Annotated in this window: 12 protein-coding genes; 5 read left to right on the top strand and 7 right to left on the bottom strand. The window is 70.8% G+C overall.

The genetic code is table 11. The features are described from left to right. The first annotated feature begins 73 nt into the window (after nucleotides 1-73). The 4 genes from ACIA5G_RS33985 (at nucleotide 74) to ACIA5G_RS33970 (ending at nucleotide 4,523) form a co-directional block, all read left to right on the top strand. Nucleotides 74-1,294: an AAA family ATPase gene (locus ACIA5G_RS33985; protein WP_395930698.1), complete on the top strand. Its 1,221-nt coding sequence runs from the start codon at nucleotides 74-76 to the stop codon at nucleotides 1,292-1,294. A 38-nt stretch (nucleotides 1,295-1,332) separates the two neighbouring features. After that, nucleotides 1,333-3,111, top strand: coding sequence for a VWA domain-containing protein (locus tag ACIA5G_RS33980; protein ID WP_395930696.1), 1,779 nt, complete (start codon nucleotides 1,333-1,335; stop codon nucleotides 3,109-3,111). A gap of 76 nt (nucleotides 3,112-3,187) precedes the next feature. Next, nucleotides 3,188-3,868 (top strand): hypothetical protein, encoded by a 681-nt coding sequence (locus ACIA5G_RS33975; protein WP_395930694.1) that lies wholly within the window; start codon nucleotides 3,188-3,190, stop codon nucleotides 3,866-3,868. 58 nt (nucleotides 3,869-3,926) lie between these two features. After that, nucleotides 3,927-4,523 carry a hypothetical protein gene (locus tag ACIA5G_RS33970; RefSeq protein WP_395930692.1) on the top strand — a complete coding sequence of 199 codons (597 nt, stop codon included), beginning with the start codon at nucleotides 3,927-3,929 and terminating at the stop codon, nucleotides 4,521-4,523. Between the two features lie 77 nt (nucleotides 4,524-4,600). Here ACIA5G_RS33970 and ACIA5G_RS33965 read toward each other — a convergent pair whose 3' ends face one another. The 4 genes from ACIA5G_RS33965 to ACIA5G_RS33950 form a co-directional block, all read right to left on the bottom strand. Continuing rightward, on the bottom strand, nucleotides 4,601-5,233 hold the full coding sequence (locus ACIA5G_RS33965; protein WP_395930690.1) for a hypothetical protein: 633 nt from the start codon (nucleotides 5,231-5,233) through the stop codon (nucleotides 4,601-4,603). 178 nt (nucleotides 5,234-5,411) lie between these two features. Further along, nucleotides 5,412-6,374 (bottom strand): C40 family peptidase, encoded by a 963-nt coding sequence (locus ACIA5G_RS33960; protein ID WP_395930688.1) that lies wholly within the window; start codon nucleotides 6,372-6,374, stop codon nucleotides 5,412-5,414. A gap of 18 nt (nucleotides 6,375-6,392) precedes the next feature. Beyond that, entirely contained in the window at nucleotides 6,393-7,469 is a 1,077-nt protein-coding gene (locus tag ACIA5G_RS33955) for a replication-relaxation family protein (RefSeq protein WP_395930686.1), read from the bottom strand. A gap of 18 nt (nucleotides 7,470-7,487) precedes the next feature. After that, nucleotides 7,488-10,013, bottom strand: a complete 2,526-nt coding sequence (locus ACIA5G_RS33950; protein ID WP_395930684.1) for a type IV secretory system conjugative DNA transfer family protein — start codon at nucleotides 10,011-10,013, stop codon at nucleotides 7,488-7,490. Between the two features lie 62 nt (nucleotides 10,014-10,075). Between ACIA5G_RS33950 and ACIA5G_RS33945 the strand changes: the two genes are divergently transcribed. Then, nucleotides 10,076-10,888 carry a HEAT repeat domain-containing protein gene (locus ACIA5G_RS33945; RefSeq protein WP_395930682.1) on the top strand — a complete coding sequence of 271 codons (813 nt, stop codon included), beginning with the start codon at nucleotides 10,076-10,078 and terminating at the stop codon, nucleotides 10,886-10,888. Nucleotides 10,889-10,905: 17 nt separating this feature from the next. On the opposite strand, the gene ACIA5G_RS33940 is transcribed toward ACIA5G_RS33945, so the two are convergent. The 3 genes from ACIA5G_RS33940 to ACIA5G_RS33930 are packed head-to-tail and all read right to left on the bottom strand — an operon-like array spanning nucleotide 10,906 to nucleotide 15,615. Then, the gene (locus ACIA5G_RS33940; protein ID WP_395930680.1) at nucleotides 10,906-12,702 is read right to left on the bottom strand and encodes a VirB4 family type IV secretion system protein; all 1,797 of its coding nucleotides are present in this window, start codon (nucleotides 12,700-12,702) and stop codon (nucleotides 10,906-10,908) included. Nucleotides 12,703-12,708: 6 nt separating this feature from the next. Then, nucleotides 12,709-13,752 (bottom strand): PrgI family protein, encoded by a 1,044-nt coding sequence (locus ACIA5G_RS33935; protein WP_395930678.1) that lies wholly within the window; start codon nucleotides 13,750-13,752, stop codon nucleotides 12,709-12,711. Between the two features lie 12 nt (nucleotides 13,753-13,764). Further along, nucleotides 13,765-15,615 (bottom strand): hypothetical protein, encoded by a 1,851-nt coding sequence (locus tag ACIA5G_RS33930; protein WP_395930676.1) that lies wholly within the window; start codon nucleotides 15,613-15,615, stop codon nucleotides 13,765-13,767. Nucleotides 15,616-15,855 lie beyond the last annotated feature (240 nt).

Raw genomic sequence — 15,855 nt, 5'->3', positions numbered from 1 at the left:
AATCAAGAATCGTGACGAATCATTCTGATCCGCCGCATCACCCGCGCCGCCCACTTGGAAAGGAATACCCGCGATGACCACACCCACCCCGCCCGCCACGGCACCCACCACCGGGCCGACCACCCCGGCAGGTGGGACGGCGACCCGGCTCCGCAACGGCGAACTCCGCGCGATGGTCGCCAAAGTCCTGGCCGACGACCCCGCGACCACCCACACCCCGGGCGGTATCGCGGCGACCCTGAACCGCTCATCCGGCGCGGTCGGCAACGCCTGCAAAGCGCTCGCCGACCGGGGAGAAGCCGAACTCACCGCCGCCGCACCACTGGGCTACCGGGCAACCGCGACCACGGCGGCGGCCGCCGCGCCCGCCATCACCCCCGCGCCACCCTGTACCCCTCGCGCGTCACGCCCGAAGACAACCGCGCCCCCGACCAGCCCCGCTCCGTCCGCGACGGGCAGCGCCACCACACGACCGGCGCGCGCGGTGACCGGGCCGGTCAAACGTCCGAACGGGATGGACTACCACCCCCGGCTGCTGTCCGGGATGCCCGACGTGACCGCACTGGCGCGCCTACGGGACGCCGGGGTCGCCGCACTGCTGTACGGTCCGCCCGGCACCGGCAAGACCTCGGTGGTGGAGGCAGCGTTCAACGACTGCCTCACTGTGCAAGGCGACGGCGACACCGTAGTCGCCGACCTCGTGGGCGACTACACCAAAACCCCCGGCGGCGACTTCGTGTTCGTCCACGGGCCGCTGGTCCGCGCCATGCGCGCCGGGGTTCCGTTGTTCATCGACGACGCGACCCTGATCCCGCCGACGGTGCTGGCCGTGGTCTACCCCGCGATGGACGGACGCCGCGAAATCCTGATCAAGTCCAACGGCGGCGAAGTCGTCACGGCCGCTCCCGGGTTCTACGTCGTCGCCGGACACAACCCCGGCGTCCACGGGGCCATCCTCACCGACGCGCTGTCCTCCCGGTTCTCCGTGCACATCCAGGTCTCCAGCGACTACGCCCTCGCCGAACAACTGGGAGTGGACAAGAAGGCCGTGCGGGTGGCGCGCAACCTCGCCACCCGGCAGGAAAAGGGCGAGATCGGGTGGGCACCGCAGCTGCGAGAGTTGCTGGCGTTCAAGAAGCTCGCCGACGCGTGGGACCTCGACGCCGCCGCCGGAAACCTGGTCGGGATCGCGCCGGAAGAGGACCGCGCCACCGTCGCCGCCGTGGTGCGTGACGTGTTCGGCCGCACCGTCGCCCCGCTCGCCCTCGGTGCCCGCATCCCCACCAAACCCTGAACCGCCACGACCCGCCAACCGTCGCGAAAGGACCTGCCATGAGCGCCCACGTCACCACCGACCCGACCGCCGCCGGTGCCGCCGTGTTTCCCGCGCGCCCGGAGTGGCTGGCCCTGTCCGCCGCGTTCGCCGACGAGGTCCCCGTGATCGCCGACCGCGACGACCTCGTGGTCACCGTCGCCCCCGGCGCGGGTGCCGGTGCCCCCGCGTGTTTCTACCCGCACCGCGCGCTGATCGAGGTCGACGGCGACCACCTCGGCGTGGACCCCGCGACCGTCGACCCCGCCAACCTGTCCGACCGTGCCCGCTACGCCCCGGTGTGGGGCGCGCTGACCCATGAGTGCGGACACGCCAAACACACCGCGTGGGAACCCCCGAACGACGCCCCGCCGGGGGTGGTCGCCGCTGCGATGCTGCTGGAAGAGCCACGGATGGAAGCGGCGCACATCCGCCGTCGTCCGGATGACCGGCACTGGCTGCGCGCGTGTGTGAGGGGCATCGTCGCCACCGACTTGCATCTGTACGCCGACCCAGCCACGGCCCCGAAGATGACCCCCGCCGACGCCGCGCACACCGCTGCGCTGCTGCTGGGACGAGCTGACGGCGGGGTGCTCACCCACGCCGAGGTCGCCCCTGTCGCCCGGGTGATCGAGGACGTGCTCGGCGCGGAAGTCCTTGCCAAGCTGCGGGCGGTGTGGCGGCAGGCGCTGCGGACCGCCGACGACGCGGGCGAGGAGATGCTCGACCTCGGGCGGCAGTGGTGCGAGATCCTCGGCACCGACCCGAACAGCCCGGATCCGGCCGCGCAGCCTGCCCCGTCCGGCACGCTGGATCCATCCGGCAGCCCGTCAGGCCCCGGTGCCCCGGCCGTCCCGTCACCGTTGGCGGATGCCATTGCCGCCGTGCTGGGCGGGGTGGCGGCAAACGTCGCGGGGGAGAAGGCACCCGAAGACCCGGCCGCCGTCGCGGCAGCCGAGAAGGAACGCGACGACGCCGCAGAGAAGAAAGCGGGGGCCGTGGCGCGGCGGGTGTTCGGCACCGGCGGCCCCCGTGGTGGCGACACCAGGACGACGGGCACCCGTCCGCCTAGGCCGGAGGAGTGCACGGCCGCGCGGGTGCTTGCTCGGGCGCTGGACACCGCCGGGACCCGGGAACGCGTCGCCGTGCGATCCACTTCGGAGGTGCCGCCGGGACGGCTGCGGATGCGCGGGGTCCGTGCGGCCGAGGCTCAGCGTGCCGCTGGGGCCGTGGTGACCGCCGAGCCGTTCACCCGCACCACCCGGACACCGGTCACCGTGCCGCCGCTGCGGGTCGGGATCGCGTGCGACGTGTCCGGCTCGATGGGCTGGGCGCGCGCCCACGTGGCCTCGGCCGCCTGGATCCTGGCCAACGCCGCCCGCCACACCCGGGTGCCCGCCGACACCGCGAGCGTCATCTTCGGGCACCACGTCCGCCCGCTGACCCGCCCGGGCAAGCCGCCGGCCGAGGTCACCGAGTTCCGCTCCAACGACAACTACGAGGACATCCCCCGCGCGCTCGACGCCCTCGACGGCTCCCTCGGCCTGTCCCGCCCGGGCGCGGCCCGGCTGGTGGTCATCGTGTCCGACGGCAACTACCGCGCCGACCCGCGCCGCGACGGGCAGAAGAAGCTCGACCGCTTGCGCGCGTCCGGGTGCGCGGTGCTGTGGCTGACCACCAGCGACACCGACACCCCGCTCGACGGGGCCACCGTCCACGTGCTGACCGACCCCACGACCGCCGCCCGCGCCATCGGACACGCCGCCACCACCGCATTGCGCGCCGCTGCCCGCCGGTAAACCCGTGCCGGGCCAGCACGCGCGAAAACCTAGCTACCACCTATTTACCGGAAATATCAACGAAAGGCGAACCATCATGGTTACCCGCGAAGAACGAATCATCAGTGCAGTACTCGGCCTGACATCCGAACTGGAAGGATCGTGGGGCCTGGCGACCTACCTGCGCCATTCTGGCTACATGAAGAGTCTGTACGGCGGCACGGTGCTCCTGGGGCCAGCGGGCGAAGCCCTTCGCGTTGATCCGGTCAGGAACCTGCGGCCGTGGGCCTACACCCTCCAGGCAGTCCTGCCGTACGACGAGGACGAGTCTTCAACCGGCTGGTCCGAACCCGACGGTTACGTCCACCATCGTCCGAACTACCCACCGGGCTGGTTCTTTCCGAAGGAACATCAACCGCGCCCGGTACTCGTGGAAACTCGCACGCCGATCAAGGAGGTCGCCGACCGCCTCGAAGAGGATGTGCTGCCCTCCTATCGATATTGGGCTGGCCGCATCCGGGAGCGCAACGCGCAACGCCACGAGCGACTGACGCAAGAACGCGCGGCCATGCTCGACGTTGCGCAAGCGTTCGGCGGCCCGGTACGTGTCCTGCCCGGAGTGTCGAGCCTCACCGTCTGCCGCCTCGACGACGGGGAATCGCGCATCCAGTTGAACACTCGTTCGCCGTACGTGGAGATGTCGTTACTGGTGCCTCGTGATCGCGCTGCTGTGATCGCGCCAGAGCTGGCTCGCCTGTTGGGGTTTGTCTCGACCTGACGACCTGAGCGGACCCCGCACGACCAACAGATCGCACACGAAGACGGAGGAGACCACGATGAACGCCTCGATGACCGAACGCGACGAAGCGACAGGCGCTACCCCGACCAGCTACCACCACATCCGCGTAGTCGAGTTCGCCGGACGCACGCTTCGAGCATGCGTCGAGCGCGGCTACTACATCAACCAGAGCTTCGCTGTCGCGGAGGTGCTCAGCGACCAGATGACGTGGACAAGCATCGCCGCTGACGCTCCCGGCAACTGGTGGCACGAAACTCCGCGACCGAGCGCTGACGTCCACGCCGCCACTGCTCTCGGCGCGCTGACCGAGCGTCTCCTCGGTAGGGCCGCCGAAATCCTCGCCGCCCCACCGTCCACCCAGATCGTCTCACCTCATGTTCACGGTGCGATCAGTGCGTTGCTGGCCACGACCTACGGCTTCGATGGCGAGAAGCGCATCGACCCGGACGACGTCGTTTGGGCGTACCACCATGGCGGCGCGCTGCACATACTCGAGCATCCTGACGGCAGCGTCACCTTCACCAAGGCCCACCGAGGCGACTGTCCGTTCATTGCCACTGCTGGTGCGCAGGACTGCGACGACGAGTGCGTCTTTCCCCATCCGGCCGAGGTGAACCAGCAGGCGACACACTGACCTTCTTTGTCGGGTTCCAGCACTAACGGGGGCGGATCACCATGATGGTGATCCGCCCCCGTTTGGTTGCGTGACGGTCAGTTGGAAGTGAAGCGCTTCGGTGCCTCGCACGTTTTTGTTGCCAGTCCGTTGGTGACGAGCTTCTCGAGGGCGTTGTTTACCGCGCCGCTGGAGCGGGCCAACTCAGTGCCGATCTTGGCGGGTCCGAACCTTTCGCCAGGACGGGCCTGCAGAAATTCCCTCACGAGCTCGTAGAGCGCGCCCTTCGGCAGGCGTTCCTTGTTCGGTGTGTCGGCCGTCGGGTCCCCGGAGGGTGCCGGGTCGGAGACAGTGCTGACGCCGGTGGCAGGCGATGGTGAGGGATCCGCTTCTCGTTCTCCGGTGTCTCCGGCGGGAGCGTCGCCCTTCTGATCTGCCATGGGGGCCACGTCTTCGCCGGTTGCTGTGACTTCGGCGGCAGCGTCGTCGTTCTGTTCGTTGCGCAACGTCCACGTGACGGGGACTGACTGGTCCTTGCCGGTGGTTCGAATCACCAGTCCTTCGCTGGCCCAGCGTGAAAGAATCTTCGTGGCCGTCGACCGTCCGATTCCGGCCGCGCTGGCTAGCTGGGCGGCGGTCGTGCCGGGGCTTGCTTCCAGGGCGCGGCGTACCTTCGTGTCCGCGGGTTCGGGTTTGGTGTCGTTCGACGGCGGATTCTGGGTTTTGGGCATGACGGGCTCCGTTTCGGGAGAAGCGGTGGATGGTCATGCCCCGGCCGGGGCGTTCGCCCGCCGGTGCGCATCCGGTGGTTCGGGCTACGTGTCTATGGACGCTCCATCAATCGCTTCATGTCAAGCCATCGTCCAAACAAGACACACGTATCGCCCAGAAGTGCATACGTGCGCTCCATCAACGGGATGTGGTTGGCCTGGTTGCGCCGACGTAGTCGTCACCGGGGTGGCGATAGGGCTCCACCTTGACGGTCTGTCCGAAGTCGGGGGCGTCGATCATGTTGCCGCCGCCGATGTACAGGCCGACGTGGTGGACGCGCCCGGAGGTGGCGTAGAAGACGAGGTCGCCGGGCAGCAGCGGTGCGCCGGCGGGTACGTGCGGTCCGGCGGCGTACTGCTCGCGCGAGGTCCGCGGCAACGGGACGCCGGCGGCGCCGTAGGAGGCTCGGGTCAGGCCGCTGCAGTCGAACCCGGCGTCGCCGTCCAGCGGGCCGTTGCCGCCCCACACGTACGGCAAGCCGCGTTGCCCGCAGGCGTAGTTGATAGCGGTCAGCGCGGCGGGCGTCGGCGCGGCGATGTTCGCGCAGTCCCCGGCGCCGGTGTGCTCGCAGGTCACTCCGGCGACCGCGGCGACGATCGCTTCGGCGGTCGCCTCGTGTTGGCCGTAGGCGTTTGGTGTGCCGGAGCGCTGGACGGCCTGGGCGGCGTCGTTGAGGCTCAGCTGCTGCCATCCGGACACGGCTTGGAGGTGCTGGTAGAACTGCGTCGCGGCGTAGGTCGGGTCCATGATCTGTGTGGGCGTGCCCCAGCCTTGGGACGGGCGTTGCTGGAAGAGGCCGAGGCTGTCCCGGTCGCCGTGGTCGAGGTTGCGCAGGGCGGATTCTTGGATGGCGACCGCGACCGCGATGATCCAGCCGGGTTCGGGGACCTGCAGCTGCTTGCCGACCGAGGTGATGATCGCAGCGTTGGCGAGCTGGTCCTGCCCATAGCCAGGCACACTGTCGGCAGTCGTCTCGCTCGGCGTGCACGTTGTGCTCCCTGTGCCGGTGAGCGAGGTGACCACCGCCAGCGGCACGGCGCCGAGCAGCATCGGCAGCATCGCGAGCGCGACGGCGATGCCGACTGCGATCTTCGATCCCATGAAATACTCCTCGCGAGATCAGGACCCGCGGCGGCGAGTTCGGCTGGGCGTGGAGACCGGCGGAGTGGGCGAAGGCGGCGGCAGCCGGTAGGCCACGGTCTGCCCGGAGGCCGAGACGGTCGCTTCGTCAAGGTCAGAGGCCGCAGCGGGGGCATGGGCCGGCCAGGCGTGCGTCAGCTCGCCGAGCGCGTACCGCGGGGAAGTGCGACTCGAGGACCTCGCGTTGAGCGGGAGCCAGACCTCGTCTGCCGGGCTCGGGCAGGCGGCGCCGGGCTCGAGGAGTTCGGCGGCTGCGGTGGCGACGGGGACGTCGGCGATCTGGTCGAGGTCGGCGTGGATGCGGGCGAGCGCGGTGCGCGCGCCGGCCTCGCGGCGGCTGGTCGGCAGCCAGAAGAGTACGGGTGTGGCGATGCCGGTGGAGTCGGCGAGGCGGGCGTAGGCGAGCAGCTTGCGGGAGACCTTGGTCAGCGACTCGCTGTCGGTGTCGTATTCGAGGAAGAACTCCAGCTCGCCGGTGGCGCCGTGCCAGCGGCCGTAGGCGTCGGGGATGACGAGGTCGCCGAAGTGGCGGGCGCAGCGGGTCTCCGACCACCAGGCGGTGACCCCCTCACCATCTCGGGCAGGGTCACGCCGTTGGCTGCGCGCGATCAGGGAGGTGAAGAAGTCGCCGACGCCGACGGTGTGGGCGAGGCGCTGGTTGTGCGCGATGGCCATGGCGCGGTCGTGCCGGTAGCCGAGGTCCTTGACCTCCAAGCCGTGCTCAGCGGACAAGACGGCGGCGCCGGCGGGCCCGAGGACGTAGTGCATCGGCGCCGAGCCGAGCTGACGGAACGGCTGGAACCGGCTGACCGCCCGCCAGAGGTACAGCTCGCGCAGCCGCTGACGAGCCGAGCGCCCGGAGGGGAACGCGGCCTCCTGCACCTGGGTCGAGGTCAGAACGCGGTGCTCGTAGAGCAGCGCCAGCAGCCACTTGTCCCGCGGCGTGAGGCGCGTCGCGAGCGCGGCTTGGTGCTCGATCGAATTGCCGGCGCGGGCGGTGGTTGCCCCGGGAAGATGCTGGCGCAGCTGGTGCTGCCGGGTGGTGGTGGTGATCAACGGGAACCTCCGCGGGTCTCAGAGCCGCGCGCGGCGCGGGTCGGTCTTCCGGCCGTGCGCAGCCGGCCTCGTGGTGTCCCGGGTCGTCCGGTCCGGCGGAGCCGTCCGACCCGTGGGGTCGGACTGACGGCGGCGGAGTTCGGCCCGGATTTGCTTGGCTCGCCCGGGAACGGCGGGGCGCAGGGGAGTGGTGGTCATGGTGAAAGGCTCGGTTTCGGCGCTGTTGACGACGAGGCGGGCGGCGACGTGGTAGACGCCGAGGTGCGCGAGGTCGTGTTCGGACAGCCTCGGTGCGGTGTGGCGGGCGAGTTCGCGGGCGTCTTCGGGGGAGGCGTTGAAGAAGATCTTCGACCGGGCGTTGGTCGAGATGCCCTCCTTCAGCTCGCGGGGTAGCTGGCCGAGGTGCTGGTGCGCGAGCGTCATGGCGACGCGGAAGCCGCGGGCCTCGGCGAGCATGTCCTCGAGCGGGTAGGGCAGGTTGAGGAAGTTGTGGCACTCGTCGACGATCAGCGAGGCGTCGGGGCGCTCGCGCTGAGGGACGCGGGCGCGTCCGGTGGTGGCTTGCCAGGTGCGGGCGACGACCAGCGAGCCGACGAGCCGGGTCGTCTCGTCGCCGAGCGAGCCTTTGGGGATGCGGACCAGGCAGATGCCACCCTCGTTGAGGACCTGGGTCATGTCGACGGTGGAGCGGCCACCGGCGATGGCGTCCCGGACGAACGGCCGCAGCAGAAAAGCGCGGAGCTTGTTCATCAGCGGGGAGATGACCTGGCTGCGGCTGGAGTCGGTGAGTTCGTCGTACCACTCCCAGAAGCCGGTGAGGACCGGGTCGGTCAGCCCGCTGGTGATGCGGGCGCGGAAGGCCTCGCTGCTGAGCAGCTTGGGCAGGTCGGCCAGCGTCGGGACGCTGTCCTGGGCCCGGAGGGTCAGGCAGGCGGCGCGCATGAGGTCGTCGGTGCGCGGTCCCCAGAACGCGGAGTAGACGCGGCGGAACACCGAGACGAGGTTGTCGACCTCGCGGTCGGTCTCCCCGCCTTCGAGCGGATTGAGGCACGGCGGGCGCTGTTTGGAGTCGGCGTCGAAGAGCACGACCCGGTCGGCGGCGTCGCGGGGTAGCCGGGAGAGGACGTCGGTGACGAGGTCTCCCTTGGGGTCGATGAGCACGATGCCGCGGCCGGCGTCCGCGTCGTCGAGGATCAGGTTGCCCAGCAGCGTCGACTTGCCCGAGCCGGTAGCGCCGAGCACGTGCAGGTGGTGGCGGGCATCCGGCACGCGCAGCCCGACGCCGCGAGCGTGGCCGCTGTCGGCCACCCCGAGCGGCTTGACCTCGGGCCCAGGCACGGCCACGCCCGGTGGCGGCGCGACGGCTTTCGCCCCGGCGCGCTCGATACCGGGAATCTCCGCGTCGACGGGCAGGTGCGCGATAGCGGACAGCTCGGGAACGGACAGCAGGTCGCCGCGGCCGAGACGACGCTCGGCGAGCGCGCGCTGCGGGTGGCGGAGGCGGGTTCGGGTGAAGTAGTTGTGCTCGGTGTAGGCGGCGAAGCTGGCGGCCAGGGCGTGGGCGCGACCACGCGCAGTGTCCCGAGCCCGCCGTACTTCGGTGTCGGGGGCGTCGGCGGGCAGGTGCGTGGTGACGGCGTAGCGGATGACGGTCTCGTACTGGGAGCCGCGTTGCTTGCCGACGATCGCCCGGTTTTGCGCGGAGTACTCCAGCGACAGCTGCGGATCCTGGCTGATCCGGCGGGCATCACCGGCGCGTCCGGGTCGAGTCGCCGCCGCGCTCGGCGTAAGCAGGTCGAGGACACGACCACCGACTCGTCCGGACGCGCCGGTGTGCACTCGCCGGGCCGCGCGACGTGCTTGACTGACTCGCCTGCCGGTGACCGGCCGGGCGAGGATCTGGACGCTGGCGTAGTCCTCGCGTCCGAGTCCGACCGGCGCGCCGAGCAGACCGCGGATCGGGTCAGCGTCGAACCCGGTCCGGATCGGCAGCGCCTCGGGCCTGGCGAGCCGCAGCTGGCCGCCGACCGTGACCGCCCGCCGGCCGTCGCCCGGCTCGGGCAGCGGCGGGTCGGCGGAGACCGCGCGGGTGTGCGCGCCGGGCCAGGCGGCTTCGATCGCCCGCTCGACGAGGCCGGGCGGGATGACGCCCGGGACCCACAGCCGCGGAGCGACGCCGTGCTCGGAGAAGCGGTACTCCCACGTGAGGTGCGGCTGGCCGGCGAGCCAGCGTCGCCAGCTCGGTCGCAGCAGTCCGACGAGGTTCGACCACAGCAGGGCGCCGCCGGCGGGATCGACGGTCGGCGGGGCGAGCACGGTGACGCACCGCGCGTCGGCGAGGAGCGCGACGTGGCCGCGGCGTCGCCACCACCGCCGGCCGACCACCCGACCCGCGACGACGGCAATGAGCAAGGGCACGACAAGCGGGCTCCAGCGCACCGCCCACTCACCAGCGTCGACAAGCAGCTGATGCACGGCAGCCCAGGGGTCGGTCAGGTAGCCGCCGACCCAGCTCTGGTGGAGGCGAGAAAGGTGTCGGTTCATGTCGCTGCAGACCTCCGACGCAAGCGAGAAGAGGACGAAATTCGCTGTCCCGCGGAGTCGTGGTGTCCGAGAATCGGGCCCGGAAGGAATCGGCTGGGGAAGCCGCGATCACGACGAGGAGCGGGGACGGCATGGTCGGCGGTGACGGAGATGACGAGCTTGAACGGCTGGTTCGCCGGCTCGACGCCGACAGCACCGACGACGCGATGGACGCGCAGGGGGCCCTGACACATCGCGGCCGCGACACCGACGTGATCACGCCGCTGCTGCGGTGCTTGCCCACGCTGACTCGCTACGGGCAGCTGTGCGCGATCGAGATCATCGAAGAGCTCGGCGATGCCCGCGCGGCGCCGTCGTTGATCGAGCTGCTGACCAGCGAGCACGACACCGTGCGCGAATGGGCCGCGCTCGCCCTCTCCGATTTCCCGGTGCCTGAGGCCGTGCCGGCTCTGTGGCGGGCCTATCACGCGTGCCGGAGCCGAGGTGTCGATCCGGATTGGAGCGAGCCGGTGGGGTATCGGTTCGCGTTGACGGCGCTCGGCGCGCGGAGGCCGGTTGTCCCGCCGCTGACCGCCAGCCTGCGGCTCACCACCGCCGAGGGGGTCCAGGCGTGGCCGTCGACGCGGCTGCCGGAAGTTCTCGACGATCTCGCGTCGCATGGCCAGGTGACGCTGTACTTCCAGCTTTGGCGCGTCGAGTCCGACACGAGGTACTGGACGTCGGTGCCGGACAACGAACCGGCGCTGGACTTCGCCCTGCCCTGGCCTTCGCTCATCGGGAAGTCCCTTCGCCGCGCCGCTGCCATCGCCGTGGGGGCGACGTTGAAGGACGACGTGGTCGCGACGATCAAGTGGATCGACGAAGCCGACCGCTGAGGCACCGCAGGCCGCGCTCACAGCTCGACCCAGCCCGGATTCGACTCTGAGTTCTGCAGCGTCGCCAGGAACTCCGGGTCGGTGGTGACGAGGACGTCCTCGGTTGGTGACGCGAGGGCCTGGAAGGCGACCCATTCGGTGCCGGAGCCGAGCAGGCCTTGGCCGCGTTCAGCGGTGAGCAGAAACTGTCGCTGGCCTTCGGAGAGGTTGAAGGTCGCGGCGACCTGGTCGATGGCCTGCGGGGATTGGCGCAGCAACACGCTGGTGGCGGCGTTGGCGACGATCGCGCGGCCGAGGTCGCTGCCGAGGACGTCCTCGATGTCCTGGGTGGCGACGGTGAGCCCGGCCCAGTGTTTGCGGAAGGTCTTCGACATCCGGAAGAGATATTTCGCGCCCTCCTCAGATTGCATAAGCAGCCATGCCTCGTCGACGATGACCAGCCGACGGCGGCGGTCGGCGGGGTTGGAGACGCGTCGCCAAACGGCATCGAGGGTCAGCAGCGTGCCGATCGCCTTGAGTTCGTCGGGCAGATCGCGCAGGGAGAACACGACGAGGTGCCCGTCGGGCGTGGTGGTCGTGGGTCCGGCGAAGAGGTCGGCGAACGCGCCATCGACGAACGGGTGGAGCCGGGCGGCGAGGTCTGCGCCGTCTGCGCCGTCTGCGGTGGCCGCGAGGGTGTCGCGCAGGTCGCGCATCAACGGCGCCGGGCGGGTCCAGGTCCGCGGATCGGTGGTGATCCCGGCCGCGGCGTAGGTCGCGACGATGGCGGTGTCCAGGACGGCGCGTTCGCTGGCAGTCAGCTCGGCGCCCAGGCATACGGCGAGCACGGTCTGCAGGAACAGTGCACGCCGGTTGAGGGCGTCCTGCGGAGCGGTGCGCCGCCCGGCTGCGGTGGTGTGGATGGGCAGGTCGAAGGGGTTGAGTCGGACGCCGCCGGCGCCGAGGTGAACGTAGGCGCCGCCGACCTGCGCGGCGAGGCGGGCGTATTCGTCTTCGGGGTCGACGATGAACGCCTGGATGTCGCGGTAGAGGCTGCGCAGCGTCTCGAGCTTGACCAGGTAGGACTTGCCGGATCCGGAGCGGCCGAGCACGACGGAGTTGTGGTTGTCGCAGGCGAACCTGTCCCAGTGCACCAGCCCTTGGGAGCCGACGTTGTAGCCGTAGAGCACACCGCTCGGCGCAGTCGACGTCGGGTCGACCGCCGGCAGGTCCGGTGACGTGAACGGGAATGCCGCGGATGCGGCGGCGGTGTCGAACGTCCTTTTCAGACCGAGGGAGTCGAGGCCGAGCGGCAAGGTGGTGACCCAGCCTTGCAGGGAGCGGTAGGTGGCGGGTTTGGCGTCCAGCAGTAGCGACGCGCACAGCGACCGCAGCGCCGACACCTCCTCGGCGAGCGTTTCTTCGTCCGGTGCGTGGATGGTGAGGTAGAGGCCGAACTTGAACAGCCGGCCTTCGCCGCGGGCGACGCGGCGGGAGAGGTCGGCGGCGTCTTCGGCGGCCGCGTCGAGGTCCGGGTCGTCGAGGTGGTCGTGCCGGGCATGGTGGCGGCGGGATGATTCGAGGCGGGCGCGTTGCTTCTTCAGGCCGCTGGCTGCGGTGATCGGGTCGACCGGTTGGACGTGGACGGACACGTCGAGCCGGGCGGGGTAGGTCAACAGCGGGGCGAGCCAGCCGGGGTAGACCTCCTGCGGGTAGCCGGTGACGCCGAACGAGGCGACCCATTCGTTGCCGACTTCCAGGTGTCGCGGGCCGATCGACAGCGCGTCCGGGGTGAACGCCTCGGCCGTCGACCCGAGGTCATGGATGCGGGACATGCAGGTTCACCTGTCTTCGAAGTCGTCGTAGAGGTCGGTGATCGGTGCGGCGGTGACGATGTCGTCGGCGCCGGCGAGCGCGGCCGACGGCGGCAGGAAGGTGTCCGGGTTGCACGCGGCGGCCAGCACACCGGTCGCGGTGGCGGCGTCCAGGGCTGTGACGACGATGCCGGCCGGCGCGAGCAGCTCGGTGGCCTCGTTCAACCGTCGCGTGAGCCGCTGTTCGGCCGCCTGGCGGGCGGCAGGATCGATCGGCGCTGCCGCAGGTTTCCGGCGAAGCTGGTCCAGCGCCGAGCTCACGACGGCGGGCCGCGCGGGTTCCCGCAGGACCAGCAGGACTTGCCGGCGCAGGAGGTCGGCGTGCCGGCTGAGCTGGATGAGGTAGTCGGCGTGGTCGAGCGCGGCAGCTTCGAGCGCGGGGTGGGGGAGCCCGCCGGCATGGGTGCGCAGCTCGTCGATCTGCGGGACGAGGTCGAGGCGTTCGGCGCGGACGAGGAACTGCACCGGCGCGGTCAACGAGTGCAGGTAGCGCGCGAAGGAGCCGACGAGGGCCTCTTGCTCGGCGGGCGTGCGCAGGGAGAAGTTGACCGTGGAGCAGGCGGCGATCACCGCGAGGCCGTCCGGTCCGAGGTCCACGACGCCGGCGGTGCTGCCGCTGGTGACGCCGCGCGCGGGCAGTTCGAGCGGCGTCGGCGCCACCTCATCGTCCGCGGAGTCGCGTCCGGCAGTCAGCCACGCCGGCGCTGGTTGGATGCCTTCGGGCGCGGAGACCTGGCGGCGCGGCCTAAGACGCTGCCGGACCGCGGCCAGCAGCAACCGATCGAGGGCGACGCCATCCCGGTGACCCAGCGCCAGCACCGTGACCGCCAGCGCAACCGGCGTCGCGACGAGAAGGAACAGCGGCAGTGGGAGGAAGGCGCGGGTGGCGCCGTAGAGGGCATACAGCAGCAGGCCGGTGACGCCGAGGATCGCCAGCTGCCGCGCGGTGAGCGGGCCGAGCACGCGGTCGGGGCGGTCGACGTCGGCGGGAATGCGGACGGGACGGGACATGACGTCGCTACCTCACTTCTTGGGACGACGCCGCCGAGACGGTAGATCCAGCGGCAACGGCAGCTGCCTGCCGGCCAGCTTCGATGGCGGCGCAGGCTTGGCCGGCGGTGCCGGTTTCTGCTGGCGGTGCACGCCGAGGGGCAGCGGGTACTGCCCGGAGGCAAGCGGCCGGTTGCGGCTGTAGGCGTCGGGGGCTGGACGCCGGTGGGCGCGGGCCGCGCGGTTGATCTGCCCCGACGAGGTGAGCAGTCCCGGGCCGGTCTGCGGCACGTGGTTGGTGCGAGTCGGCTCGTCGGCGAGGGTGCGTCGCGTCGGCTGCGGGGTCTGGGGTGGCAGGTGGATCGGCAGCATGCCCGTGCTCGGCGCGAGCAGCGCGTTCGGCAGCTTCGCGGGTGGACGAGCGTTGCGGTTGATCCGCCCGTCCGGCATCAGCAACCCGGCCTGCCGGTGAGGCGCGGTCGCGGGAGTGGCGAGCTCGTCGGCGAGGGTGCGCCGCGGCGCGCGATCGGCATCTCGGCGGACGGTCATCGGCAGTCCGAGCTGGTCGGCCGGCAGCGCGTTTGGCAGGTCCTTCGACGGCAACGCGCGTGGGTTCGCGCGGACCGTCGTCTCCCCGTCGCGCACGGCGGCGCTGAACATCGACAGTTGACCGGACCCGGGTCCGAGCTCGTTCAGCGCACCCTCGCGCAGCGGTTCGTCCCACCCGCGACGCCCGGTCCGGAACGGGCGGGAAACCCGTCGCACCCGCATCGGGAACATGAACTGGCCGGAGCGCGTCGTCGGCGGATCAGCCGGTGCGCTCGGCCCGCCAGCGCGAGGTCGTCCGCCGCCCCGGCCGGCCGCGGCGCCGCCGAGCAGGCCCATCGTCTTGTAAGCGATGACACCGCGCGCGATCCGCCCGAGCAGGCTGGGGCGGCCGGAGCGCAGCGGGGCGAGGAACCAGAACGGGATCTTGATCAGCACGTAGAACAGCGCCATGCACAAGAGCAGGTTCATCAGCGCCGAGAGGGACGGCCCGAAGATGGTGAAGCCGCCGGGCGCGAAGAAGATTCGCACGGTCACCACGAGCGTGAGCGACTGGCCGACCTGGATGGCCAGCACGCCGCCGGTGCCTTTCCACCACAGGTAGGCGATGCCTTCGGTGTGGGGGAGTGCGTGCAGCATCAGCGCGATCGGTGCGCCGGCGATAAGCAGGACCGTGGCGATCACCCGCACGACGAACACGACCAGCAGGACCAGCAGCATCGCCACCAGGCCGATCCCGAGGATGCCGAGAAACAGCCCGCCGCCGTGCAGGGAGCCCTGCACCATGGTGATCAACCTGCGGGTCATCTCGGCCGGGTCGGCACCGATCCCGAGGATGGCGGTGGAGACCGCGTTGGCGATCTGGATGCCCTTGGTCGCGAGTAACAACGACAGCGTGCCAGCGAGGAACCCGACGACGAGCCGGGGCGCGAGCTCCTTGACGGTGTAGCGGGCCTGCAGCGTCTGGTAGCCCATGATGATCAGCCCGGCCAGCAGCACGAACACGACGTAGGAGGCGAGCAGGATGTGCCACGAGCCGACCCAGATCGCGCCGAGACCGGGCAGCTGATCCGGTTCTGGGGTGGTCAGCAGTGTCTTGCCGAGCAGGTCCAGCAGCGGGTTCAGCCCGGCCGCGACGACCGCGGCGAATAGTGTGCTGGCGGCGACGATCATGCAGCCCGCGAGGTCGGTCAGGCCGCACTCCGCGACGTCGCCGACGCCGTCGGGAATCGGTGCCGGCGGTGGCGTGCTCGGGACCAAAGTGGAGGGCTGCGGGATGCAGTTCGGTCCCTGGCACGGCGTCACCGAGCTGGCTGGTGGCGTGCAGTCAGGCGCCATCGAACCCGGGAAGCAGGACGGCGGCGCGGGCAGCGTGGTGATCGGTGGCAGGGGAGAAGCCGGAATCGACGGGCCCGAGGTCGCGCTCGGGAGGTGGCAGGCAGGTTCGGCCGAGCCGGGTGCGCAGCCGGGGTTGGGCCGTAGCGGTAGCGGCGGTTGCGCGGGATCGAGTTGGCCCATGGATTCCGCGGGACGTGGGTGCGAGGCCGCCGAGGCCGACGTGATCAGGCCGAGTATGAC

The sequence above is a fragment of the Amycolatopsis sp. NPDC051758 genome (assembly GCF_044453095.1).
In the GTDB taxonomy this organism is placed as follows: Bacteria; Actinomycetota; Actinomycetes; order Mycobacteriales; family Pseudonocardiaceae; genus Amycolatopsis.
This window is presented reverse-complemented; position numbering and strand designations above follow the sequence as displayed.